At 46.3% G+C, this 23,976-nt stretch carries 21 protein-coding genes and 2 tRNA genes; 20 read left to right on the forward strand and 3 right to left on the reverse strand.

Annotated elements, in window-relative coordinates; all coding sequences use genetic code 11:
- Window positions 1-79: 79 nt before the first annotated feature.
- The 18 genes from yabP to DW835_RS05305 all read left to right on the forward strand — a co-directional run bounded on the left by yabP (window position 80) and on the right by DW835_RS05305 (window position 16,707).
- Window positions 80-367 carry a sporulation protein YabP gene (gene yabP / locus DW835_RS05220; protein WP_117465441.1) on the forward strand — a complete coding sequence of 96 codons (288 nt, stop codon included), beginning with the start codon at window positions 80-82 and terminating at the stop codon, window positions 365-367.
- 402 nt (window positions 368-769) lie between these two features.
- Complete coding sequence (locus DW835_RS05230) at window positions 770-1,078, forward strand: septum formation initiator family protein (protein ID WP_118503031.1); 309 nt, start codon at window positions 770-772, stop codon at window positions 1,076-1,078.
- 131 nt (window positions 1,079-1,209) lie between these two features.
- Window positions 1,210-2,403: a SpoIIE family protein phosphatase gene (locus tag DW835_RS05235; protein WP_118730798.1), complete on the forward strand. Its 1,194-nt coding sequence runs from the start codon at window positions 1,210-1,212 to the stop codon at window positions 2,401-2,403.
- Between the two features lie 42 nt (window positions 2,404-2,445).
- Window positions 2,446-3,939: a tRNA lysidine(34) synthetase TilS gene (tilS, locus tag DW835_RS05240; protein ID WP_118730799.1), complete on the forward strand. Its 1,494-nt coding sequence runs from the start codon at window positions 2,446-2,448 to the stop codon at window positions 3,937-3,939.
- 20 nt (window positions 3,940-3,959) lie between these two features.
- The gene (gene hpt, locus DW835_RS05245; RefSeq protein WP_022313253.1) at window positions 3,960-4,484 is read left to right on the forward strand and encodes a hypoxanthine phosphoribosyltransferase; all 525 of its coding nucleotides are present in this window, start codon (window positions 3,960-3,962) and stop codon (window positions 4,482-4,484) included.
- A 30-nt stretch (window positions 4,485-4,514) separates the two neighbouring features.
- Window positions 4,515-6,320, forward strand: a complete 1,806-nt coding sequence (gene ftsH, locus DW835_RS05250; RefSeq protein WP_118730800.1) for an ATP-dependent zinc metalloprotease FtsH — start codon at window positions 4,515-4,517, stop codon at window positions 6,318-6,320.
- A 484-nt stretch (window positions 6,321-6,804) separates the two neighbouring features.
- On the forward strand, window positions 6,805-8,853 hold the full coding sequence (locus DW835_RS05255; RefSeq protein WP_243037057.1) for a glycoside hydrolase family 13 protein: 2,049 nt from the start codon (window positions 6,805-6,807) through the stop codon (window positions 8,851-8,853).
- A gap of 187 nt (window positions 8,854-9,040) precedes the next feature.
- On the forward strand, window positions 9,041-10,930 hold the full coding sequence (locus DW835_RS05260) for a glycosyltransferase family 39 protein (RefSeq protein ID WP_182430251.1): 1,890 nt from the start codon (window positions 9,041-9,043) through the stop codon (window positions 10,928-10,930).
- 209 nt (window positions 10,931-11,139) lie between these two features.
- Window positions 11,140-11,221, forward strand: a tRNA-Tyr gene (locus DW835_RS05265).
- A gap of 35 nt (window positions 11,222-11,256) precedes the next feature.
- Window positions 11,257-11,340, forward strand: a tRNA-Leu gene (locus DW835_RS05270).
- Between the two features lie 130 nt (window positions 11,341-11,470).
- Window positions 11,471-11,767 carry a nucleotidyltransferase domain-containing protein gene (locus tag DW835_RS05275; protein ID WP_118537137.1) on the forward strand — a complete coding sequence of 99 codons (297 nt, stop codon included), beginning with the start codon at window positions 11,471-11,473 and terminating at the stop codon, window positions 11,765-11,767.
- A 17-nt stretch (window positions 11,768-11,784) separates the two neighbouring features.
- Window positions 11,785-12,381: a hypothetical protein gene (locus DW835_RS05280; protein ID WP_118669166.1), complete on the forward strand. Its 597-nt coding sequence runs from the start codon at window positions 11,785-11,787 to the stop codon at window positions 12,379-12,381.
- The gene (locus DW835_RS05285) at window positions 12,378-12,899 is read left to right on the forward strand and encodes a hypothetical protein (RefSeq protein WP_118537139.1); all 522 of its coding nucleotides are present in this window, start codon (window positions 12,378-12,380) and stop codon (window positions 12,897-12,899) included. The genes DW835_RS05280 and DW835_RS05285 overlap by 4 nt, the downstream gene beginning before the upstream one ends.
- 41 nt (window positions 12,900-12,940) lie before the next feature.
- Window positions 12,941-13,516, forward strand: coding sequence for a metallophosphoesterase (locus DW835_RS05290; RefSeq protein WP_118537140.1), 576 nt, complete (start codon window positions 12,941-12,943; stop codon window positions 13,514-13,516).
- Window positions 13,517-13,698: 182 nt separating this feature from the next.
- The gene (locus DW835_RS05295; RefSeq protein ID WP_118537141.1) at window positions 13,699-14,559 is read left to right on the forward strand and encodes a hypothetical protein; all 861 of its coding nucleotides are present in this window, start codon (window positions 13,699-13,701) and stop codon (window positions 14,557-14,559) included.
- 5 nt (window positions 14,560-14,564) lie between these two features.
- Window positions 14,565-14,726 carry a hypothetical protein gene (locus DW835_RS17925; RefSeq protein ID WP_022312546.1) on the forward strand — a complete coding sequence of 54 codons (162 nt, stop codon included), beginning with the start codon at window positions 14,565-14,567 and terminating at the stop codon, window positions 14,724-14,726.
- A gap of 383 nt (window positions 14,727-15,109) precedes the next feature.
- Complete coding sequence (locus DW835_RS05300; RefSeq protein WP_118730803.1) at window positions 15,110-16,012, forward strand: LysR family transcriptional regulator; 903 nt, start codon at window positions 15,110-15,112, stop codon at window positions 16,010-16,012.
- A gap of 98 nt (window positions 16,013-16,110) precedes the next feature.
- Window positions 16,111-16,707, forward strand: a complete 597-nt coding sequence (locus tag DW835_RS05305; RefSeq protein ID WP_118537143.1) for a TIGR00730 family Rossman fold protein — start codon at window positions 16,111-16,113, stop codon at window positions 16,705-16,707.
- Here the strand turns inward: DW835_RS05305 and DW835_RS05310 are convergent.
- Window positions 16,699-17,475 (reverse strand): sulfite exporter TauE/SafE family protein, encoded by a 777-nt coding sequence (locus tag DW835_RS05310; protein ID WP_118537144.1) that lies wholly within the window; start codon window positions 17,473-17,475, stop codon window positions 16,699-16,701. The genes DW835_RS05305 and DW835_RS05310 overlap by 9 nt on opposite strands.
- Complete coding sequence (locus tag DW835_RS05315) at window positions 17,476-17,910, reverse strand: MarR family winged helix-turn-helix transcriptional regulator (RefSeq protein WP_022312542.1); 435 nt, start codon at window positions 17,908-17,910, stop codon at window positions 17,476-17,478.
- 256 nt (window positions 17,911-18,166) lie between these two features.
- On the opposite strand from DW835_RS05315, the gene DW835_RS05320 reads away from it, so the two are divergent.
- Complete coding sequence (locus tag DW835_RS05320; RefSeq protein WP_118669164.1) at window positions 18,167-19,861, forward strand: EAL domain-containing protein; 1,695 nt, start codon at window positions 18,167-18,169, stop codon at window positions 19,859-19,861.
- A gap of 4 nt (window positions 19,862-19,865) precedes the next feature.
- Here the strand turns inward: DW835_RS05320 and DW835_RS05325 are convergent, their stop codons facing one another.
- Window positions 19,866-22,067, reverse strand: coding sequence for a helix-turn-helix domain-containing protein (locus DW835_RS05325; protein WP_118537145.1), 2,202 nt, complete (start codon window positions 22,065-22,067; stop codon window positions 19,866-19,868).
- A 307-nt stretch (window positions 22,068-22,374) separates the two neighbouring features.
- Here DW835_RS05325 and DW835_RS05330 point away from each other — a divergent pair, with 307 nt between their 5' ends.
- Window positions 22,375-23,952, forward strand: a complete 1,578-nt coding sequence (locus DW835_RS05330; RefSeq protein ID WP_022312530.1) for an extracellular solute-binding protein — start codon at window positions 22,375-22,377, stop codon at window positions 23,950-23,952.
- The last annotated feature ends 24 nt before the right edge of the window (window positions 23,953-23,976 follow it).

The following is a 23,976-nucleotide window of genomic DNA, read 5'->3' on the forward strand; positions in this document are numbered from 1 at the left end:
ATAAATTTCCACATTTTCCCATACAATACATTGTAAGTCCGGTTCCGGAAGGAGCGGAGGATGGGAGGCTATGGAGAGAATGGAAGATTTAAACGCGACAGGACGTATGCATAAAGTGACCATGACCAACAGACGGACATGTACCGTGAATGGGGTAAATGACGTCCTTTCCTTTGATCTGCGGGAGATCCTGCTGGAGACGGAACAGGGGATGCTGATGATCCGTGGCAACGAGCTCCATGTGAACCGCCTGACATTAGACAAGGGGGAAGTGGATATTGACGGCCGGATCGACAGCCTTGTATATTCGGATACCGCAGCATCCGGAGAAAAACAGGAATCCTTCCTGGGCAGGCTGTTCCGCTGATGGATGAAAATGTTTTTCTGCTGCATTCCTTTCTGCTGGGTGTGGGGATCACTTTTCTGTATGATATTCTGCGGATCCTGCGAAGAGTGTTCGCTCACAGTACCAGCATGGTATCTCTGGAAGATCTGGCATTCTGGATCTACTGTGCGGGAAAGGTCTTTCTGCTGATGTTTCATGAAAGTAACGGGAACCTGCGATGGTTTGCCGTGCTGGGGGCATTGGCGGGAATGTACCTGTATCACAGGACAATCAGTCCCTTTTTTGTAAAGTATGTGGCACTGGGCCTGAATACTCTTCTGCACCCAATCCGGAAAGCCTTGCGGATAACGGGAAATTGGCTGAAAAAGCAGTTGACTATACTTAGGAAAATGCTTAAAATATTCATTAAAAGGAGATGCGCGTATGGCAAGAAGAAAAGCAGCCTACCGCAAGAGACACCAGAACCGGTTCAGTATGTTCCTGGTGACCCTGGTCGTGTTGATGATCATGGTGGTCGTTGCGGTGCGGAGCGTGGAATTACAACAGAAGATTGCGGGCTATGATACCCAGATCGCAAGCCTTGGCGCGCAGATCGAAGCAGAGCAGGCCAGAGCGGAACAGATCGAGGAATTCGGTAAGTACACTCAGACGAAAGCTTATGTGGAAGAGGTGGCGAAGGATAAGCTGGGACTGGTATACGAAGGTGAGATCCTTTTTCAGGAAGACAATTAAGCAGGGAAACTGTTTCTCAACAGTGAACCTGCTTTTTTTGTCGCAAAAAATGAAGTCTCTCCCTCCCTCGATTTGACAAAAGAAAGAGGAAAACTGCCCTATAATCGTGAAAACAGAAAGGGGAGGATGCCATGATCATAGGGAAAAAGGAGCAGGAACGGCTGGAGAGAGAACAGTGTGCACAGATCTCACTGCTGTGCAGACAGAAACTGATGGGATATGCGGAGAGTTTTGAGGAACTGGGGAAGAGCTTTCGGCAGGAGATACAGATTACAGGAGAGGACAGGCAGAATATTCTGGAAAAATGTATGCTGTGGCAGAGCAGACAGATCATGGGAGACCATCTGCAGGAAGTGGCCCGGATCATGGAACGGGTGGCAGGAGAGGAACTGGGGTATTGTCCGCTGGAAGAGAAAAAGAGGAAAAGCCTGGTACAGGCGCTCAAGAGTGAAGGGATCATCGCCAGAGACCTCTGCTATGTGGAGAAGGACGGCAGCAGCTCCGGGACAGAAGCAGGGATCAGTATGACACTGTCCACCGAAAAAAGGCACTATAAGGCGGCACAGGTGGCGGACATGCTGACGGTATTATTGGGAAAAAAGCTGCAGGTCTCTTCAGGAAGCCCTTATCTCGTGGAGCAGGAGCCGCATTGTTTTCTGTTCACAGAGGAACCGAAATACATAGCACTGACGGGGGTGAGCCGGGCGGTAAAAGAAGGGGAGAAAGTCTCGGGGGATCAGTATGCCACCATGGAATCGGAAAAAGGGAAGCTGATCCTGATGTTGTCTGATGGGACAGGCTCCGGGGAGGATGCCAGCCGGGGCAGCGGCAGAGTCATGGATCTCATGGAAAAAATGCTGGAGGCGGGCTTCGGGACCGAGGCATCTGTGAATCTCCTGAATTCCGCGTTGTATGCGCAAAATGAAGAGGACGATCATCCTACGATAGACCTTTGCAGCCTGGATCTGTATACCGGCGAATGTGAGATCTGCAAGGTGGGCGGTGTTGCCACGTTCTGGAAGACCTCCGGAAGGGTTCTCTGTGTCGGCGGCGAAAGCCTGCCGTTAGGTATTTTTCAAAAAGTGCAGATAGAACGACAGATGTGTCAGATCCGGCCGGGAGATCTGCTGGTCATGATGACGGACGGGGTTCTGGATATGATGGAAGACGGGGAAGAGCGCATGGCACAGGTGCTGGAAGGGTTGCAGGAACAGAACCCGCAGGAGATCGCAGAGAAAATATTGTCCTATGCCATCTGTGCCTCAGAGGGACGGATTCGGGACGATATGACGGTATTTGTGCTCTGCCTGTGGGAAAACACGTGATGCCGCCTTGATTTTTCCTCATAATTAGGATAGAGTAAAAACATGAATACATGGATGGATACGCAAGAAAAAGTATTTGCATATATCAGAGAGCATCACATGCTGCAGGCCGGCGACCGTGTGGTAGCCGGTGTTTCTGGAGGGGCAGACTCGGTTTGCCTCTTATTTTTGTTGCTGGAATGGCAGAAGGAAGTACCTACAGACATTGCCGTAGTGCATGTGGATCACGGCATTCGCGCGGAGGCCGGAGAAGATGCGCGGTATGTGGAGCAGCTCTGCGAGGAGAGAGGAATCCCTTTTTTCCTGACCAGGGCAGAGGTAAGGAACAGAGCCCGCATGGAGAAAATCTCTGAGGAAGAAGCCGGGCGCAGAACGAGATATGAGGCGTTTGAAAAGGCGGCAAAGGAGTGGGGAGCCACGAAGATCGCAGTGGCCCACAACAGCAATGACCGCAGCGAGACCCAGCTGTTCCATTTGTTCCGGGGCAGTGGAATCCGGGGACTGGCCAGCATTTTGCCTGTGAGAGATCGGATTATACGACCGCTCCTATGTCTGGAACGGTGGGAGATCGAGAAGTTTTTACAACAGCGAGGAATTGTCTATTGCAAGGATGCCACCAATGAGGAGGATGACTACACAAGAAATCGTATTCGGCATCATATTTTGCCTTATGCGGAGGAGAATATTGTAAAGGGCTGTGTAGCGCATATGAATCAGACGGCGGAGCTGCTGGCGGAGACGGAGGACTATCTGGAACTGCAGACAAAAGAAGCAGCTGGCCGATGTATCCGGGCAACGGACGGTGACGGAGAGTCCGCAGAGACGGGGGACAGCCGGAACGCGGTGATCTGTATTGCTGTGGAGTCTTTTCTGTCGTTGCATCCTGTGATCCGTAAGCGCCTCTTGTATGAAGAAGTGAAGCAATTGTCTCCCGGGCAGAAAGACATCACTTACCAGCATATTCAGGAGCTGCTGACCTTGTTTACCAGGGAAGGCAACCGACAGATCTGTCTTCCGTTCGGCATCCGGGGTAGACGGCAATATGAGGAAGTCCTGCTGACAGTAGAGAGGACAGACAGGGAGCTTTTGGAGAAGACGGAAGTGGCTGAGAAATATCAACCAACTCTGCAGCTTTCCCCCGGACAGACAGGGACAGTGGAATGTGAAGTGGGAACGGTGGAATACTGTGTGTGTGACCTGGCCGCTGCCCATGAAAAAAACCAAGAAGTTCCCACAAATCAGTATACGAAATGGTTTGATTATGATAAAATAAAAAAATGTCCGGTGATACGGACAAGAAAGCCGGGTGATTATCTGACCATTGCTGACGGCAGAGGCGGGATGATCCATAAATCGCTGAAAAGTTATCTGGTCGATCAAAAGATCCCACAGGCGGAACGCGACAGACTGCCGATCCTGGCAGAGGGAGAGCATGTACTGTGGGTCGTGGGATACCGTATCAGCGAATATTATAAAGTAAGGGAGAATACAAAACGTATTTTAAAGGTACAATTAATAAGAAAGGAGTTCGCTTAAAAGCGAAAAGACAAAAGAAAATGGCAGAGCATATCAGAGTACTGTTGACAGAAGAGGAAGTAGATAAGAGAATCCAGGAGATCGGTGAGCAGATCAGCAAGGATTATGCGGGTAAGCAGGTACACCTTGTATGTGTACTGAAGGGTGGCAGCTTTTTCATGTGTGAACTGGCAAAGCGTATCACTGTTCCCGTATCTCTGGACTTTATGTCCGTATCCAGCTATGGCAGCGATACCAAGTCCAGCGGTGTAGTCAAGATCGTGAAGGATCTGGACGAATCTCTGAAAGATAAGGAAGTTATTGTAGTAGAGGATATCGTGGACAGCGGAAGAACCCTGAGCTATCTGCTGGAGATGCTGAAGGACAGAGGTCCGGCTTCTTTACGTCTGTGCACCCTGTTGGACAAACCCGAGAGAAGAGTGATCGATGTCCATGTGGATTATACCGGATTTAATATTCCCGATGAGTTTGTAGTGGGCTATGGTCTGGATTATGATCAGAGATATCGTAATCTGCCTTACATCGGTGTGGTAGAATTCGATTAAGCGATACAAAGATGTAGGAGGCCCGTGAAGTTGAAACAAAACGGCAAAACAATCAATTCATATTTTATATTTATCATACTTCTGCTTCTGGTGATCTTCGGCCTCAACCTGTTGAACAACCGTACAGATGAATACACCAAGGCAGAGTTCATTGCGGATCTGGATGCCGGCAATGTATCGGAAGTCGTGGTGCAGCCCAACGGAGAAGCACCTACCGGATATCTGGAGATCCAGATGAAGAACGGTGTATCTCATAAGCTGTACGCAACGGACATTACAGAACTGGAGACCCTGGTACGTGAGTATGGGTTTGATCCGGTGGTCAATGACATTGAAAGGGAGAACTGGTTCCTGACCTATATGCTGCCGATGCTGGTCGTGCTGGCGGTGGGAATTTTCCTGTTCATGATGATGAATGCCCAACAAGCAGGCGGCGGTAACGGCAAGATGATGAACTTCGGCAAAAGCCGCGCCAAGATGACACTGGGTGACAAGAGTGTCACATTCGCTCAGGTAGCCGGTCTGAAAGAGGAAAAGGAAGAACTGGAGGAGATCGTTGATTTCCTGAAGGAGCCGGGAAAATACACCGGTGTCGGAGCCAGAATCCCCAAGGGTGTCCTGTTGGAGGGCCCTCCCGGAACCGGTAAGACCCTGTTGGCCAAGGCAGTGGCCGGAGAAGCCGGAGTACCTTTTTTTAGCATCTCCGGATCTGATTTCGTGGAAATGTTCGTCGGTGTGGGCGCTTCCCGTGTGCGTGACCTGTTTGAAGAAGCAAAGCATAATGCACCTTGTATCGTATTTATCGATGAGATCGATGCCGTGGCAAGACGGCGTGGTACCGGTATGGGCGGCGGACACGATGAGAGAGAGCAGACCCTGAACCAGTTACTGGTAGAAATGGACGGTTTCGGTGTCAACGAAGGCATTATCGTCATGGCAGCTACGAACCGTGTGGATATTCTCGATCCCGCGATCCTGCGTCCCGGACGATTTGACCGTAAGGTAGCGGTAGGGACTCCGGATGTGGGTGGCAGAGAAGAAATACTGAAGGTACATGCGAAGAATAAGCCCCTGGGAGATGATGTAAATTTACAGCAGCTTGCACAGACTACCGCAGGATTCACCGGAGCGGATCTGGAGAATCTGTTGAACGAGGCAGCGATCATCGCAGCGAAGGAGAATCGCTCCTTTATCGCAAATAAAGATGTTAAGAGGGCATTTGTCAAAGTAGGAATCGGTGCAGAGAAGAAGAGCCGCATTATTTCCGACAAGGAGAAGAAGATTACGGCATATCACGAGGCAGGTCATGCGATCCTGTTCCATGTGCTGCCGGATGTGGGACCTGTCTACACCGTATCCATTATTCCTACCGGTGTGGGAGCCGCCGGTTACACCATGCCTCTGCCGGAAAAGGATGAGATGTTCGCCACCAAGAGCCGTATGCTCCAGGATATCATGGTATCTTTGGGCGGACGTATCGCAGAGGAGATCATCTTCGGAGATATTACCACCGGAGCATCCAGTGATATTAAGAAAGCCACCAAGACAGCCCGCCGTATGGTAACCCGTTACGGAATGTCTGATAATATCGGTGTCATCTGCTATGACGATGACGATGATGAAGTCTTCATCGGTAAGGATCTGGCTCATGCCAAGGCTCACAGTGAAGAGATATCCGGCGAAATCGACAAGGAAGTCAAGAGTATCATCGATGACTGCTATACCAAAGCCAAGGATATTATCTTACAGCATGAGGATGTGCTGCATAGCTGTGCACAGCTGCTGTTGGAGAAGGAGAAGATCACCAGAGAAGAATTCGAGGGTCTTTTCGTATAGGAAAAGGTTTTCGCGGGAGTTTCGTGGAATTGGTAGTATTGTACAAACCGATTTTGTGAAAAATATACAAAAATGAATATTCACTTTTGTGATATTTGTGAATTTTGAGAATAGTCAAAAATAGGAGTGCATGCTATTATAATACTCGTAACCCCCCCAATACATTATATAGTTTTTTGCTATACCCCATAAGAAAGAAATACCTTCTCTAAAAAGGGCAGTCCTCCCAAGACTGTCCTTTTTACTGTCTAAAAATCGCTGAATAAAGAGGCGGGCAGTTGTCAGATGTAAGGAAAAAGGGTATAATAAATAGAGCTTTTGAGCTTGGAACATGTCATACTGCCGGAGCGCACAAGACAACAAAGCACTTTGGCAGAAGCAGTGTCATAATATAGATAGTAAGACATTAGTCTCAGAAAGGGTAGATACTATGGATCTGGAGCTATTACGTCGAACAGAATATAATCAGCAATACATTGCGGCCATGAGACCTGTATTTAACAGGAGAGCACTTTTTACAGATACCAGTGCGGAATATGTGATTCCGGAAGAGCCGGCCTGTTTTTCCGAAGTGACGATCCGCTTCCGGACCGCCAGAAATAATGTGGACAGAGTGTTCCTGGTATGCGGCGGACAGAAGCATCTTATGGTACGTGTGGAGAGCAAAAATGATTTTGACTATTATGCCTACGTAATGCGTCTGGATGATCAGAAGGTATCTTATTATTTTGAGGTGCAGACCGGCAGAATTACCGGCATCTTTGATATGCGGGGCCTGGTGCAGGAAGTTAATGAATATTATGATTTCATTATCATTCCCGGTTTCCACACCCCCGACTGGGCCAAGGGAGCGGTCATGTACCAGATCTATGCGGATCGTTTCTGTAATGGAGATTCTTCCAATGATGTGTTGACCAATGAATATTGCTACATCGGAGAACCGGTACACCGCGTAGAGGACTGGGGACGTTATCCCGCACAGATGGATGTCCGTGAGTTCTACGGCGGAGACCTGCAGGGTGTGCTGGACAAGATGGACTACCTGCAGGATCTGGGAGTTGAGGTGATTTATTTTAATCCTCTGTTTGTCTCCCCTTCCAACCACAAATACGATATTCAGGATTATGATTATATTGATCCCCATATTGGAAAGATTGTCAGTGATGAAGGGGATCTGCTTCCCGACGGACAGCGGGAGAACCGTTTTGCTTCCCGTTACATCGACCGTGTGACTAACAAGGCGAATCTGGAAGCCAGCAACGAGCTGTTTGCTCAGGTGGTGGCAGAGGCACACCGCAGAGACATGAGAGTCATTCTGGATGGCGTGTTCAATCACTGTGGTTCCTTTAATAAATGGATGGACAGAGAGCGCATCTATGAGAATGCGGAAGGATATGACAAGGGTGCCTATGTCAGTGCTGACAGCCCTTATCGGAATTACTTTGATTTCCACAATCAGGCAGCATGGCCCTATAACAATTCCTATGACGGATGGTGGGGACATGACACACTGCCGAAGCTGAACTACGAGGGATCCCAGGAACTGATGGACTATGTCCTTCATGTAGCGAAAAAATGGGTATCTCCGCCCTACAATGTGGATGGATGGAGACTGGATGTGGCAGCAGACTTAGGCCACAGTCAGGAATTCAACCATCATTTCTGGCAGGAATTCCGGAAAGCGGTAAAAGAGGCCAATCCGGAAGCCATTATTCTGGCAGAGCATTACGGCAACACCAGAGACTGGTTACAGGGAAATGAATGGGATACCGTTATGAACTACGATGCGTTCATGGAGCCCGTGACCTGGTTCCTCACCGGTATGGAGAAACACAGTGATGACTACAGAGAGGATCTGCTCGGCAATGCAGAGAGCTTCTGGGGAGCCATGCGGCATCATACCTCCAGTTTCTCCATGCCCAGCTGGCAGGTGGCTATGAATGAACTGTCCAACCATGATCATTCCCGTTTTCTGACGAGAACAAATCATAAGGTGGGACGTACCAATACACTGGGACCGCAGGCTGCGGAACAGGGTATCAATAAGGCAGTCTTCCGGGAAGGCGTTGTGATCCAGATGACATGGACGGGTGCTCCTACAATCTATTACGGAGATGAGGCCGGTGTCTGTGGTTTCACAGATCCTGACAACCGCAGAACGTATCCCTGGGGACATGAGGATCAGGTGCTGCTGGCATTTCATAAGGACATTATCCGTCTGCGCCGGGAGAACGAGGAGCTGCGGATCGGCTCCTTGAAAATGCTGGAAAATGACTACAATTTTATTTCTTACGGACGTTTTAACCGCAAGGGGCAGTGTGCGATCCTGATCAACAATAATTATCATCCCATCACCAAAGAGATTCATGTGTGGGAGATCGGAACCCCTAAGACAGGTAAGATGAAAGTGATCCTGCAGTCCAGGGATGACGGGTATTGCATGGAAGGTGCGGAGTATGAGATCAGGGCAGGCAAGGTTCTGATCGAGATGCCACAGACCTCGGCAACGATCCTGAAATACGTAGAAGAATAAATATATGTAACTATTCAGAACACCATTCGCAAAACCGCCTCTGCGAGGCTTCCTTTTTGCTCATGGTGGTTACTTCGCCCTATAAATAGTATCAAATGCTCTTACGAATGCAAGGATTCGACGCTCATTCGATACTATTTACATGGCTCTGAATAGTTACAAATACAAAAGACAGAGAGGATATTCGATGTTCACCATCATTATTACCCTGCTGTTGCCGCTGGTATCCATTGGGATCTGGCGGCAATCTATTTTAAAAAATAACAAAAAAAGCGGACAGTCTGTCACGATCGGGAAGGGAGAATATGTCCTTCGCTATCTCACCTGCCTGCTCTGTATGCTGGTCATTCCCTGGATCCTGTTGTCGCTGACCGGCAATGACGGCAATACGATCTTGAGAAAGCTGTTGGAATCCAGAGAATATGCAGTGAAAGTTCTATGTCTGGAGATCAGCATGATGCTGGTCTATGCCATTGCGGAATTGTTCGTGGAAGAAGCGAAAGCCGGAAAGCATGAGAAGATCCGGAGCGTCCTGAGCAAGATTACCGACAGCAAGGCGTGGAGCGTATTTCGCAAATACATAGGACCGGTGGCAGTACTGGCATTGACAGTGCTGGTGGTGTGTCTGAATTTCAGCATGATGTCCGACCGCGTACTGTGGGGGGATGAGGCGTTTTCTGCGAATACGGCCCACAAGGATGTGGATGGCATTTTGCAGGTATTGTATTACTGGGACAATCATCCGCCACTGTATTATTACTGGCTGAAATTATTCGGGACCCTGTTCGGATATAAGGTACCGGTATTCCACCTGGCCTCTCTGGTGCCCTTCGTGATCGGGATCGTACTGGCACTGACCGTTGTGCGGAAACATTTCGGAATGCTTGCGGCAACATTTTTTGTGATGATCTCCGGTCTGGGACAGGCGTGTCTGGAGTACAATCTGGAAGTCCGCATGTATGCGCTGGCTTTCCTGTGTGTAATGGGTTGCTTCTATTGTTCCTACAGAGTCATTGCTGACGGCAGCAGGAAGACCTGGGCAGGCATGGTGCTGTGGGCACTGGCAGCAGCGTATTCTCACTATTATGCACTGGTGGCTGTAGGCATTATGATGTTTTTCACCGGAGTGGCCGTATGGATCAAATACCGTGGGAAAACATGGATAAAGGGTGTTCTGGCCATCGTAGCATTTTTCATAGGTTATGCACCCTGGCTATATTTCTTCTATGCCGGCTTGAAAAATGTCAGCAGAGGCTGGTGGATGACAGAGATCCTGGGACTGGACCAGAGTCTGGAGATCGTTATGGGCGGCAGAGGGATGAATGGTATCGTATTCCCGTTGGTGATTCTGTTTCTGGTGGTGACCCTGGCAGTGGATTCTTCTGTATTCTCTGTGGAAAAAGACGGAGTACATATGCAGAAGCCTTCTGTGAGAAACTGGTCTGACAAGACATATGCCATGGCAGTGGGAGCCTGCACAATCCTTGGAACTTTGGCATTTGCTTATTTGTTAAGTGTTGTTATGGCACCGATGCTGGCACAGAGATATCTGTATCCGTTAAGCGCGGTGGCAATCGTCATGCTGGCGGTGGGCAGCAGCCGTGTGCTGGAACTGGCTGCAGAGCTGGAGAAGAAGTCCTGGAAGGGCCTGGAGGCTGTAAGCAGAATTGTGCTGGCGGTATTGCTGGTAGTATTATTCGGCCTGGGAATTCAGAACTATCGGGAATGCTATGACAGCTATGAACAGCAGAAGGTGGAGACCGAAAAGACACTGGATCTGATCGGTACCCCCGATGAGGATGTAAATATGGTCACGAATGGTGTAAAACATCTGGGTTGGACCGTGCTGTATTATTACTATCCGGATAATGAAATCGTGAACGGAGATTACAACCAGGCGGATTCCGACAGGTTCTGGTATTTTACACCGACCGAACTTGGCGCAGATGCCATCGCCGGATTGCAGCAGGATGGATATCAGGTAACCGATTACGGACTGATGCAACTGTCGCAGTATCCTTTCTATTTATATTATATTGAAGCAGTTCAGCCTGCGTCATTCGCAAAGTTGCGTTAGCACGCTTTTTCGTCACTTCGTGACTACTTTTGCTCATAGATTGGCGCTCTGCTCATAGGATGACAGAATTGACGCTTTGTGTGCGAGCACCCAATCGTCGCTTCTGTCATCCTATGGCTGAACTTTTACACTAAAATAATAAAAACATCTTGCAATTTGTGTGAACATATGCTACAATTTCACATTGTTAAGGCACTCTTGCCTGACATGGATGGATTCCCGAGTGGCCAAAGGGGACAGACTGTAAATCTGCTGCAATTTGCTTCGGTGGTTCGAATCCACCTCCATCCATTCGCACGTTGCGGTTTGCGCGTTGCGATGCGTCCGCTGGTGTGGCGGAATAGGCAGACGCAAGGGACTTAAAATCCCTCGGGGGCAACCCCGTGCCGGTTCAAGTCCGGCCACCAGCATACTTAATTAGTGAGAGGAACACGGTAGAAATGCCGTGTTTCTCTTATTTTTTATTGTGAATGATAAAAAGAAGGAATATAATTGTATACAAATAACAGTAATATATTCTCAAGACGAAGGGGTGACAGTATGCTGACAAATACAATGAAAGAGGATTTGACCCAAGGGGTAGTAGATCTTTTTTCGGATAGTATTTTGGCAATCATATTGTACGGATCTGTCGCCAGAAATGATAATACGGATGAGAGTGATATTGATATTGTAATTATCATAAAAAATGAAATGGATGATGCAACAAAGGAACAGTTCATTCATTGGTCAGCGGAATTAGATCTTCGATATGACAGAGTATTTTCTATCATTGATATTCAGGAAGAAAACATGGAGAAATGGGGAAATGTTTTGCCGTTTTATCAGAATATATAGAAGGAGGGGATAATTCTTTGGAAAGCAGAATAACAATTCCTTTTACACTTCATGGAATAGAAGAAAATCTCACCGTAGAATACACGCAAGGTACAGATCCCAGGGAAATTGGCTATGATGCCCTTCAGGGATTTCCGATAGACAAAATATGTTGCATAGGTTATCCAGTAATGCATGGTTACTTTGAACATATGAATGCGACCGGTTATCGGAGATCCTGTGGATTTATTCAATTCGTGGAAAGAATTGAAAATTATGGGGAAAACAGAGAGCTTTCCATAGATGTCAGTGATGAAAATCTGGGAAAAGGGAATCCATATTTTGCGTATGGTTATCCGGCAGAAATATTTGATGCTCCCTGTTGTAATTTGGCTGGGTGTAGACATTTGAAATGGACAGCTTATACCTATCTAGTAGATCTGCCCTCCCGCATGAATAGCAATAAACTGAAATTCTTAGGTGGATACTCCTGGGGATATGAAGAGGATGAAAACGGTCCACAGAGATTATTACCGCTAGAGATATTGACGGAAAATGACTGGGAAAAGCATGCAACGGAAAAAGGAATATTAACGATATTCCCAATAAAAGGAGGCTGTACTGCTAAGTTATGAAGAATAGATATAAACAAAAACTGATATTCGTTATTGCAATTTTATGTTTGAGCTTAGTAAGCTGTAAAAGTAAAACAGAGCCAATTAATAATATTGCATCATGGACGCCAGATGATGGTTGGACAATAAATGAAATTGATATTAGAGATGATTATGCCAACTTCACACTATTATATCAAGACCGGGAAATAGCAAATGTGGAAATTTCAAAATTTGCAGAACCATCATGGATTGATCGGGAGACAACAGCAGATGAATTTGTGCAAGTATATTTAGGTCAGCATGCAGAACTAAAGAGCAGTAGTGAGCTACAATTAGGTAGGAAAGAAGAAAAAATCCGAAAACTTGCGGTTGCATGGGAATTAAGTGCTGCTGAGACTGAAAATGGAGCAGCTCTTCCAAAGGATGAAATATGGTATTTTGGATTTTCTAAGAATAAAGTTTTGTTTTGCGCAAAACTGTTGGATGAAAATGCGGAATTAGAATTTGAAACGATAATGAGAACGCTCAACTATTGAGATGTTTTATCTGTAGCGAATGTGGAACGGGAGGGAACAATATGAATTATTATATCAGTGATCTGCATTTGTTTCATGAAGCGGCAATACGTTTCGATGACCGTCCGTTCCGGGATCTGGAGGAAATGCACACCGAGATCGTAAAACGGTGGAATGAAAAGGTGAATAACGGCGATACCGTGTATATCCTGGGGGATGTGAGCATGCGCGGTAAGAACGAGGATCTAATCGCTCTGGTGGCAATCCTGAAGGGAAAAAAGGTCCTGATCCGTGGCAATCACGATGACGTGTCCGACCTCAGATACCGACAGCTTTTTTCGGAAGTCTGTGATTATAAGGAGATTCGGGACTCCATAGCCGGTAAAAGCTATGAGCTGGTATTATGCCATTACCCGATCTTTAGCTGGAAGCACATGAGCCGCGGCACCATTCTGCTCTACGGACACACCCACAACAGCCCGGAGGACGAATATTTTCAGAAATGTCTGGCAGGGATGAAGGATAACGACTGCCGCCATATTGGTGACAGCCCCATACGGGCCTGCAATGTCGGCTGTATGAAACCCTGGATGGATTACGAACCGAGAAGCCTGCAGGAGATCCTAAAGGAATCCTGATAAAGAAATAAGAGAATAAGAGAAGGAAAAGCCCGTCGATGAATAATAATCGATGGGCTTTTTGCGGCCAGAAAGCGCAGCCCTAGATATAGTGAATGATTACATGATTTCTTATGCTATGATTGCAGCATAAGGAAGGAGGCAGAAAACACATACAGTTACATCAGATGAGGGAATAGAAAATGACAATATTTGATTATCTGAAAAAGAATTGTGAAGTGGCGATATATACGGATGAATACGGGAATACCTATATGGAGACGAAGGAATGGGAGTATGAAAAAATTATTTCCGGAGCCATAGAAATCAGCAATAAAGCAGACGATGCTATTGTCTGGCTGATACCGAAAGAAGTTTATGAAAAGCATTCGGAAATTGAGATCGCTATTGCCGGGGATGAGTCAGTCAATCCCGTTCGAAATGTCCGCAGGCCCTATTACCGGATGAGAGGAGTACCCGTAACGGCAGAGCAGGCATTTGATATTATCCGAAGGACGGACAGATTTTTAAATTTTTACGTGAGTGCTGTTCGCAGCCATGAAGATTATATCGGATGTGTGAATTTTGAGAACTGTCTCATTCAGAAGAATCATTATCCCACGGGATATGGCTGGATCCGTGCGGATGGAACGATTGGGGCGAATGCGACTACGCAAAAATACCCCACGGTCAGGGAATTTATCGAAGAATGGTATAAACTGCTCTATGCATTTCCTTATCTGAATCTGATCATTGCGGTTACGGGGTGGAACGAAGGACCCTGGGGTGACGAAACGGTATCGGAGGAGGAATTCTGCAAAGAGGTTGCCGTGGGGATATATGTCCATGACAGGAAAATAGAGATCCTGAATCCGCCAAATACCATAGCAAAGTATAAGGGATATAATAAACGCTACGGAACACCGCCTGAGAAATTCGAGCGGGAGTATTACGAGAAGCATAAGTACGAGAGGTATAAGACCGAACAGGCGAATCCGGCGTATTTGAGAAAGTGCATCGAAGCCTATGGGCTGGATGCGGATAAAATCTTGAAAAGGGGATAAGAAAAATGAATAATCCATTTATTGATGTATTTTGTCCACATTGTGGAGAATTTGTGAACCCAATCTATGAAGGGGACTGCCCTAATTGCGGAGAATATATAGGATCTGACGACAATGAGGAATGGGATGACGGGAGTGATGGAGACGGATATTATTTTCATACCTGAACAAAAAAACAGCAGATCCCGCCAGATCTGCTGCTTTTTCTGTGTATATGAGCGTGAAAAACACACTTCTATCAGAATTTTTCAGCGAAGCTCTTGTAATACTCGTCAAAAAACTCGTTAACCTTTTCCATGATCTTCTTCATAATATTCACCCTTAACCTTTCCAAGACAAATGAACTGTTGACTTTGTTGTTACGCTTAAGGGGTCAGGCCTGACTTCCTTTTGATGATTATAATTTACCATATTGCGCTTATAATGTGAAATACATATAATAGAAGTATAATAATACCTAAAAGGTATAATAAAAGAAAATACAACATGTTACAAAATAGAAAGATTAAGCTGGTTTTTGGAAAAAGCATGGAAGGAGGATGCTGGAAAGATGGAATTGCGGCATATCCGGTATTTCAAGGCAGTGGCGGAGGAGAAAAGCTTCACGAAAGCCGCGGAGCATCTGGCGATCGCGCAGCCGCCCCTGAGCCGTCAGATCCAGGATCTGGAGGCGGAGCTGGGGACGACATTGTTCCTTCGCACACCCCATAAAGTGTCCCTGACAGAAGAGGGAGAGCTGTTCCTGCAGTATGCGAATCAGATCCTGGACCTGGTGAACCGGTCGGAGGAGGATGTCAGAGAACGCAAGGAAGGACTGCAGGGGACATTATACATTGCGTCGGTAGAGGGCTGCGGACCCAGACTTTTCGCGGAGTGGATCGCTGGATTTCAGCAGAGACATCCTCATGTACAGTACAATCTGTGGAACGGCAACACAGATGATGTGAATAACCGCGTAACGAAGGGATTGTGTGAGATTGCCATGATCACGGCCCCTTATAACACAGAGGAATTCCACGTGCTGCCGGTGTATGAAGAACCCTGGGTGGCAGTGATCCCCAAGGGACATGCATTGTATTCCTGGGAAAATGATCCGGTTAAGCCCTCGGAGTTGTTGCCCTATGATCTGTTGATTCCCTCCAGAGAATCCAGAAAAGGTGAAATCGATAAATGGTTCGATGGCACAGGGCATGCTCCGGTGATCCGGGGAAGGATCGCACATATGATGAATGCCTACGAACTGAGCCTCCACGGCGTCGGCATCTCGATCTATCCGGCATCGATTTCCTCCCTGATCCGAGACAAGGACGTCTGCGTGCGGCCGGTGGAGCATCCGAATGCCCATGCGGATTATGCTTTGATCTGGAATAAAAATCATACCCTGTCCCATGTGGCGGAAGAATTTATTGCTTATGTAAAAGAAGAATCCGGACAGCAGGTGTACTATGCCTGAATTAACGCAACCGATACGTCATTCACATTTGTGCCGGTAGCTCCTGCCTTGTCAAAAGAAAGGAAAGCCCTTATACTTGGAAGCAGGAGGAAAATACGATGAACATTACAGTATATCTGGGAGCAAATGAAGGAAATGATCCTTCTCTTAGAAAAGCGGTGCGTGAGCTGGGAACCTGGATCGGTGAAAGCGGTAACCGCCTGGTGTACGGTGGATCCAAATCCGGTCTTATGGGAGAGATCGCGGAGAGCGTATTACAGGCAGGCGGCGAGGTGACCGGCGTGGAACCGCAGTTTTTCATTGATATGGAATACCAGTATGATGCCATTACGGAGCTGATCGTCACAAAGGACATGACAGAACGCAAGACGAAAATGATCGAACTGGGAGATGTATTTATTGCTTTTCCCGGCGGAACCGGAACACTGGAAGAGATCGCTGAAGTGATGTCCAAAGTGTCATTAAAGCACCTGGAGGCACCTTGCATTCTCTATAACCTTAACGGCTATTATGACAGCCTGAAAGCACTGTTATCACATATGACGGAGATGGGATTGTCCTCCCCGGAGAGACAGGAAGGCATTTATTTTGCCAGGGATCTGTCGGAAATCCGCAAGATCATAGAAAATCAGCGGAGCAATGCAACGATCACTCCGCCGGAAAATACACACGGTATAGGAAATCAGCTAGGCTAACAGGTGAAAACACATAACTGCAATGCCCAGCACCACCAGGATCACACCGGTGACACGGTTCAGAGTCTTGGGTGTGGCCTTGTTGGCGAACAGTGCGGCAATCCGGGCCCAGATCAGGGTAAAGATGACGCACAGGATCCATACGGTCCAGTCGGGCATGCCCCCAATGGCAAAATGGGAAACTGCACCGGTCAGAGCGGTAAAAGCCATAATAAAGACGCTGGTTCCCACAGCAGTTTTCAGCTCATAGCCCAGAACAGAAGTCAGGATCAACAGCATCATCATGCCGCCGCCGGCACCGACGAAACCGCAGATAAAGCCGATCAGCATACCGCATACCAGAGACTGAATGGCTCTTTTTTTCGCGGAGACGCCCTGCATGGCTTCTTTGGTGGTCATTACGGGCCGGACGATGAATTTGATACCTAACAGGAAAGTCATGAACACGGAGAAATTCCCCATGGTAGCGGAAGGCACCAGGCTGGATACGTAGCTGCCTACGACGGTGAATACCAGCACACTTCCCATCATGATCAGGCCGTTTTTGACATCAATATTTTTATTTTTCGCATAGGTATAAGCGGATACGGCACTGGCCAGAACGTCCGAGGACAGCGCAATGCCGACGGCCAGATACGGATCCATGCCGAGGAAAGTGATCAGCATGGGACTGATGACGGCAGCAGCGCTCATTCCGGCAAATCCGGTGCCCAGGCCGGCTCCCATGCCGGCGAAAAAAGTGACAAGAATCGTGATTAAAATCTGCATTTATTTATCTCCTTTCAGGATATTGTCCATATTTCTCTCCATGACATGAAGCATGTGGTAAAAGATCTCTTTGCTTGTCTCATCGGTGCCATCTAGCAGAGTATCTTTGAAAATGCTCTGTATCATGCGGCCTTTTTCGATGACATCCTGTGCTTTCTCCGTGCAGAACAGCAGAGTCTTCCGACGGTCATCCGGAGCCTCTCTGCGTTCCAGGTACCCCTCGCACACCAGCTTGTCCACATTGACGGACACCAGATTCGCCTTGATCCGGCGGATCTCCACGACATCACTGGCAGTGTGGTATTCCGGATTATTGCCGAAGAACATGAGAATATCAAAAGCTGTCTGTGGCAGCTTTAACTGCTGGCACAGAGGTTTGCACATGGCGTTGTAAGCCAGATTGAATTTTTGTACGAATTCGATATCAGTATTCATCCGAAGGCCTCCTTACTTAGTATTATACAAAGTGTAATTACTGAAATTACAAAAGTGAATATTTCAAATTTGAAATAATTGCTATATTGCATAGTATTACAGATAGTTTTCGAAGTCAATCATAAGATATTTTATTTCATAAAAAATTTATATTAATTATCCTATCGTAAACATCATTTTGGTATGTTATAATTTATTTGATGCTAGGGTGCATTCAGAGACTGTGGGCATACAGAAGAAAGTGTCGGGAGGAGACATGAGTATCAATACATATGATGAACAGAAATTCTGGGAGGAAATGGATATCCTGTTCCCGGATATTGTAAAAGCCATTACTTCTCTGGCGAAAAAGTCCTACATATCCATAACCAATCTGCGGAACGGCGTGACATGGTGGTCCGAGAAGACGATGGAATATTTTGGTATGCAGGAGAACTATACCATCCGCGGACAAGAAAAATCAAAAAGATCGATTCATCCGGATGATCTGGAGGATTTCCGGAGGGGATTCCAGGAGAGAGTTGCCGGGAAAAATATGGACGAGCCCTGGGAGTACCGGGTGCGTGACGGAAGCACCTACAACCGGATCAGCGCCAGGGCGAAAATGCTGAATGATAAGGATGGAAAGCCTTTTGTGATCGTAATACGATATAACAACTACGGTATTTCCGACGAGGTGGACGCGACCACCGGATTGCATACGGAACCTGCGCTGGACCGGGAGATCAGGGAATTCCTGGAGGAAAGCGGACAGGGGACTCTGCTGAAGATCGGACTGGATCAGTTCAGTCATATCAATGTTATGTACGGTGCTGCTTTTTCGGATAAGATTCTGAACTGTGCGGCACAGGAGCTGCTCCGCCTGTTAAAGGGAAAGGGATATGTATACCGGCTCTCCGGTGCGAAATTTGTAATCAGCTTTAAAAATGTATCCAAAGAGGAACTGCAGAAGATATACGATGAGATCGTAGAAGCGTTTGAAAATACAGAGGTAGAGGGGAAAAAGATCCCTCTGAAGGTATCTGCCGGCGCAATATTTATGGAACCTTATATGAAGGAGACAAATGCGGTCCGCAGCCGTCTGACCTACGCGTTGAACCATTCCCGGCTTGAGCATCACGGAGAGCTGGTGATTTTTAATGATGAGGTCTGTGGCAGTGACGAGAACCAGTTTGAACTGATCGGTGTGATCCATCAGTGTGCTACGCATAACTTTGAAGGCTTTCGGATGTTCTATCAGCCGATTGCCGATACGAAGACCGGCAAGATCCGGGGAATGGAAGCGCTGCTCCGTTGGGAACTGGAGCCTTACGGAATGGTGTCCCCCGGTGTGTTCATGGAATGGCTGGAACAGGACCCCTGTATTTTTGATCTGGGGAACTGGATCCTGCGGACAGCACTTACGGATGTACAGAAGCTGCGCAAGGAGACGGAAGGCTTTTTCGTCAATGTCAATGTGGCGGCGGCACAGCTGGAGCGCAGAGAGTTCCGCAGTGCTGTCATGAATATTTTAAAAGAGACCGGTGCGAAGCCGGAGGAGCTTTGCCTCGAATTGACAGAACGATGCAGAGATCTGGATATTCATTTCCTGCGCGGAGAGGTAGAATTTTTCCATTCCCAGGGGATCAAGATCGCACTGGATGACTTCGGAACAGGCAACAGTTCCTTAAGTCTGGCGCTGGAGCTGCCTTTTGACGAACTGAAGGTAGATATGAGTTTCATCCGTGATATTAAGCAAAAACCTCAGAATCAGGCCATGGTGCAGTCTATCGTGGATTATGCCAGGAGGACAAACACCGAAACCTGTATTGAGGGTATTGAGGATAAGGAAGTCAGCGACTATATCGAGAAATTTGGATCTACCTGGCAGCAGGGATATTACTATTCCAAACCGGTACCCATCGAACAGTTTGAGGAAGTGCTGCGCGAGAAAGCAACCGAAAAAGAATAAGTAGTTATTCTCGAAGGGCATTGGGTGCTACACCGTATTTTTTCTTAAATGCACGGCGGAAGCTGGTCAGATTGTTGTAACCGACCGCCACGTATAAATCTGTTATTTTAATATTCGTTGTTTCCAGCAGATGTTTTGCCTGCGTCATGCGGACCTGTTCCAGATACGTAGAGAAGTTTACCCCTACTGTTTTTTTGAAAAGGAAGGAAAAGTAACTCTCGGAGATGTGGAACAGGTCCGATATTCTGCTTAAACATAAGGATGGATCCCCATAATTCTCATCAATATAAGCCTGAATGCGCACAATCAGCTGGTTGTCGTTTTCCGGTTGCTTGTTTTTTTCACATAATTCCAGAGCAATCTGCTCGTAATTTTTCAGGGTAGAATCTTCGGACAGACCGGCTAAGCTTGAGTCATCATAGGAAATGTCGTTATCCCTGATTACTTTCAATAACGTAATTTCTATATTTTCTAAAAGCCATTTCACTTGTCTGGAATTAAGTTTTCGTTTCTTAAAATTTTCGTCCTTTATAAAATTAAAAATTGTTTTTGTCTGTTTGAAGTTACCGGATTTTACAAAATTATATAGCTGATCCGCAACCTCATTAGGATAAAAGAAGGAATCCTGAAATTCCAAAATCTCACGATACAGACACAGGTACACTGGGCTGGAGATACGTTTTACAGCCTCTTTGGATTGGCGATACGATTTCCAGACGGAGGAGATGGTGTCGGTTGTACAGCCTAATCCACCATAAATCCAGATATTGTATTCTTGCAATAGTGTAGTATGAACATGTGAAAATAAATCTTCGACCTTGTCCAGTTCTTCCCTGTCATATAATAAAATAGTATAAACACTATTTCGGGAACCCTGCATGATATAGGAATGTATAAAATAACTGGAAAGGATATCGGAAATAACATCCGCATAATCAGGGGAGAGGATGTTGATCATTCCCTGAGGGTCATTATTTAGCTCCAAAGTATCCAGGTAGACATTACAGTATAAGATAGCAAAGGAATTGGCATTAGCGGAAATGGAAAGATAATTTTGGGCATACGCAGCTTCTTCCTCACTCAGAATCGTACCATGAATCAATTGATCAAAATAATAATTGCGGAGGGTGATCTTTTGGGACTCATTTAACCGCATGAGCTCTTCGTGGTTGAAATTCACTTCCCGCAGGCGATATTCCATTGCTTCATAGGGTTTATAATTGGCCTTGGACAACAGAACAATAATCAAAAAGCTTCCTACGACACCGAGAAAGATAACGAATAGAGACAGTAACTGCAGTCCGTTTCCCGGTGCTTTCAGGTAGGACGTGGGAACAATCAGATAATAGTTCAGATTCGGTGTCTGTGCGGAGGTATAGAGTACTGTGACGGGAGCACCCTGAAATACTGTGCTGGAATATCCCCGTTCGGAATAATCTAACGAGGAAAGCAGAGAAACATCTATTTTTTTTAACAGCGCTTCATTGTTACTGAAAGTAAGCATAGTGTCACTGCTGCTATCCTGGATGATGAGACAGCCATTCTTCATCAGATCGACAGAATCCACCATTTGCTGCATATAATCAGCATTCAGCTCAAAAATGATGTCAGCATTGATATTTTTGAAGGTATAATTCTGCAGAGAGACAGCATAACAATAGTTTTTTCTGTGTGGTGTATATTCGGTCGCAAAATGGTCAAGAGAAAGAAAATGGTTATAATTGTCTGAGGATTCCAGAGTCTCCTTCCATTCCTCATATTTTGAGGGATCCAGCATTTGATTGTTTTTATAAAAGGAATAGAGATTCTCAAAATCATTATAGCTGATTATGTAGTCTGTATGACGCAGATGGATATAATAGGTCTGAATTGGCTGGAGTGAATAGTCAGAATACATATCTACCAGAGCCTGTTTGGTAATATAGGCATTATAATAAAACGCTCGTTCCCCCTGATCGGCTTCCGCCAGGCGGGAAAGGCTGGAATTATTTGCCATTCGCTTGGAAATCAGATAAATATTCGCATAGCAGTTGCTGTATTGCTCGGATACATTTTTAAGAGAAAGCATATTTTCATTCAATAGTTCCTGCTTTGCATTATGCGAAAGAATAAAATGGAAAACAATTCCCAGAATGAGCACAATGACCAAGAGCAGACTGTAGGATGTTATCAATTTTATGAAGTATTTATTTTTTCTGGAATTCATAACAAAAACCCTCCTGAGAGATATTATTATAGTATCATAATAGGTGAAAAAGGCAATGAAATGGAATGTAATAAAATAAAATGTGTATCATTGACATAAAAAATGAGCCTCTAATAACAAAAAATATATACACTAAATCTTGAAATATGTGACTTTAAATTGTGCAAAATGACAGATATAATGAAAGCACATTGATACTTCCGGCGCCGAAGTGACAATAATCAACAAATCAAGCAGCAAAGAAACAAAACAAAATAAGAAACAAGAAACAACAGAGAAGATAACAGAATATGGACGGAGGTTATTTATGGTAAAGAAAAAGTTATTATCAGTCGCACTGGTTGCGGTTACCGTATGTTCCATGATATTTACAGGGTGTGGGAGCTCTGCGGAAAATACGGGAAATGATACAGGAAAGACAGATAGCGATGCACAGGCAGGAAATACTGCCGGGGATGTTGCAGATGTTGCAGATGATGTAGAGAAACCGGAAAAGATTACGATTATGGTAGACGGAACTTTCCAGGCGACATTGGCAGACGGTCAGGAAGAATGGGTCAATAAATGGGAAGAACTGACAGGAATCGAACTGGAAGTCATCCAACCGGATCACAATGCCTACTATGATGTGTTGGGACAGACCTTTGCCAGCGGACCGGAGAACTGGCCAGATGTCGTTATCCTTGGATCTTCCTATTATTCCGGATATGCGGGAGAGGGAGCTCTCTGGGATATGACGGATGCCTGGAACAATTCAGAGCTGAAGAAGAATCCCAACACGGATGTGAGTGTCGTAGAAGGCAATATGTTGGATGGACATCTGTACGGACTGGCACTTGGCGGAGGTGGCGGATGTATGACTTTCCTCAGAAAACAGTGGCTGGATAACTGTGGACTGGACATTCCGACGACGTATGAAGAGTATCTGGAAATGTTGGATGCTTTCAGCAACGGTGATCCGGATGGAGACGGTATCAATGGAAATACCATTGGTGTATCCGCAGCCGGATTTGTAGGAAATGAAGCTCCTTATACCAATTATCTGCCGGAATTCTATCAGGATGCATATCCTTCTTTCTATCAGGGAGAGGATGGCGTATGGAGAGATGGATTTACCGAGGATTCCATGAAGGAAGCGATCAAGAGATTACAGGATGCTTACAACAAGGGTTATATCGATAAGGAATCTCTGACGAATGCGACCAGCAACTGCCGTACCAAATTCATGGAAGGGGAGTTCGGAGCATTTACTTACTGGGCAGGCGGATGGTCTGATCAGCTGTCGGATGGACTGGCTGCGAATGGACAGGACAGCGAACTGGTATTTATGCCGCCTATCGCAGAGGTTGGAAAATACTGGCAGAGATGTGCACCGGTGTATGCGATTACTTCTTCCTGTAAGAATCCGGAAGGCGTATTCAAATATTTTCTGGAAAGCATTTTTGATGATGGAGACATGGAAACATTGTGGATCTATGGAGTAGAAGGCGTTCATTGGTCCAGACAGGCAGAAACAGTATGTGGCAATACGTATCAGGATGGAGAGTTCCATATGATGGAGATGCGTTCCCAGCCCGGAGTACAGTATACGACCATCATTATGGGAGATACCAATATCTGTCCGTTGACCGAGAGACTGGTTCCCGTAAAGAAATATACAGAGGAATCGATGGAAATCTTTAATGCCAATAACAAGACGGCACCTTTGCCGGTAACAACAGATATGATGAGCCAGTATAACGGCGATCTGACCAGCCTGAAGAACTCTATTATTGCGGACTGCGTGGTACAGGGTGTTTCTGTGGAAGAGGGATACAAGCGGTTTGAACAGGAAGGCGGAGCCGAATGGTCTCAGGCAATCGTAGATTCCCTGAATAATAAATAAAAAGGCGACAGCATGGGAGGTTAT

It is taken from the genome of Clostridium sp. AM34-9AC (genome assembly GCF_003480225.1).
Taxonomy (GTDB): Bacteria; Bacillota; Clostridia; order Lachnospirales; family Lachnospiraceae; genus Acetatifactor; species Acetatifactor acetigignens.

What these genes read in the sequence shown, in the direction of transcription:
- yabP (WP_117465441.1), top strand. Translation starts at nt 80, where the DNA reads ATGGAAGATTTAAACGCGACAGGACGTATGCATAAAGTGACCATGACC.
- DW835_RS05230 (WP_118503031.1), top strand. Translation starts at nt 770, where the DNA reads ATGGCAAGAAGAAAAGCAGCCTACCGCAAGAGACACCAGAACCGGTTC.
- DW835_RS05235 (WP_118730798.1), top strand. Translation starts at nt 1,210, where the DNA reads ATGATCATAGGGAAAAAGGAGCAGGAACGGCTGGAGAGAGAACAGTGT.
- tilS (WP_118730799.1), top strand. Translation starts at nt 2,446, where the DNA reads ATGAATACATGGATGGATACGCAAGAAAAAGTATTTGCATATATCAGA.
- hpt (WP_022313253.1), top strand. Translation starts at nt 3,960, where the DNA reads ATGGCAGAGCATATCAGAGTACTGTTGACAGAAGAGGAAGTAGATAAG.
- DW835_RS05255 (WP_243037057.1), top strand. Translation starts at nt 6,805, where the DNA reads ATGAGACCTGTATTTAACAGGAGAGCACTTTTTACAGATACCAGTGCG.
- DW835_RS05260 (WP_182430251.1), top strand. Translation starts at nt 9,041, where the DNA reads ATGTTCACCATCATTATTACCCTGCTGTTGCCGCTGGTATCCATTGGG.
- DW835_RS05275 (WP_118537137.1), top strand. Translation starts at nt 11,471, where the DNA reads ATGCTGACAAATACAATGAAAGAGGATTTGACCCAAGGGGTAGTAGAT.
- DW835_RS05285 (WP_118537139.1), top strand. Translation starts at nt 12,378, where the DNA reads ATGAAGAATAGATATAAACAAAAACTGATATTCGTTATTGCAATTTTA.
- DW835_RS05290 (WP_118537140.1), top strand. Translation starts at nt 12,941, where the DNA reads ATGAATTATTATATCAGTGATCTGCATTTGTTTCATGAAGCGGCAATA.
- DW835_RS05295 (WP_118537141.1), top strand. Translation starts at nt 13,699, where the DNA reads ATGACAATATTTGATTATCTGAAAAAGAATTGTGAAGTGGCGATATAT.
- DW835_RS17925 (WP_022312546.1), top strand. Translation starts at nt 14,565, where the DNA reads ATGAATAATCCATTTATTGATGTATTTTGTCCACATTGTGGAGAATTT.
- DW835_RS05300 (WP_118730803.1), top strand. Translation starts at nt 15,110, where the DNA reads ATGGAATTGCGGCATATCCGGTATTTCAAGGCAGTGGCGGAGGAGAAA.
- DW835_RS05305 (WP_118537143.1), top strand. Translation starts at nt 16,111, where the DNA reads ATGAACATTACAGTATATCTGGGAGCAAATGAAGGAAATGATCCTTCT.
- DW835_RS05310 (WP_118537144.1), bottom strand. Translation starts at nt 17,475, where the DNA reads ATGCAGATTTTAATCACGATTCTTGTCACTTTTTTCGCCGGCATGGGA.
- DW835_RS05315 (WP_022312542.1), bottom strand. Translation starts at nt 17,910, where the DNA reads ATGAATACTGATATCGAATTCGTACAAAAATTCAATCTGGCTTACAAC.
- DW835_RS05320 (WP_118669164.1), top strand. Translation starts at nt 18,167, where the DNA reads ATGAGTATCAATACATATGATGAACAGAAATTCTGGGAGGAAATGGAT.
- DW835_RS05325 (WP_118537145.1), bottom strand. Translation starts at nt 22,067, where the DNA reads ATGAATTCCAGAAAAAATAAATACTTCATAAAATTGATAACATCCTAC.
- DW835_RS05330 (WP_022312530.1), top strand. Translation starts at nt 22,375, where the DNA reads ATGGTAAAGAAAAAGTTATTATCAGTCGCACTGGTTGCGGTTACCGTA.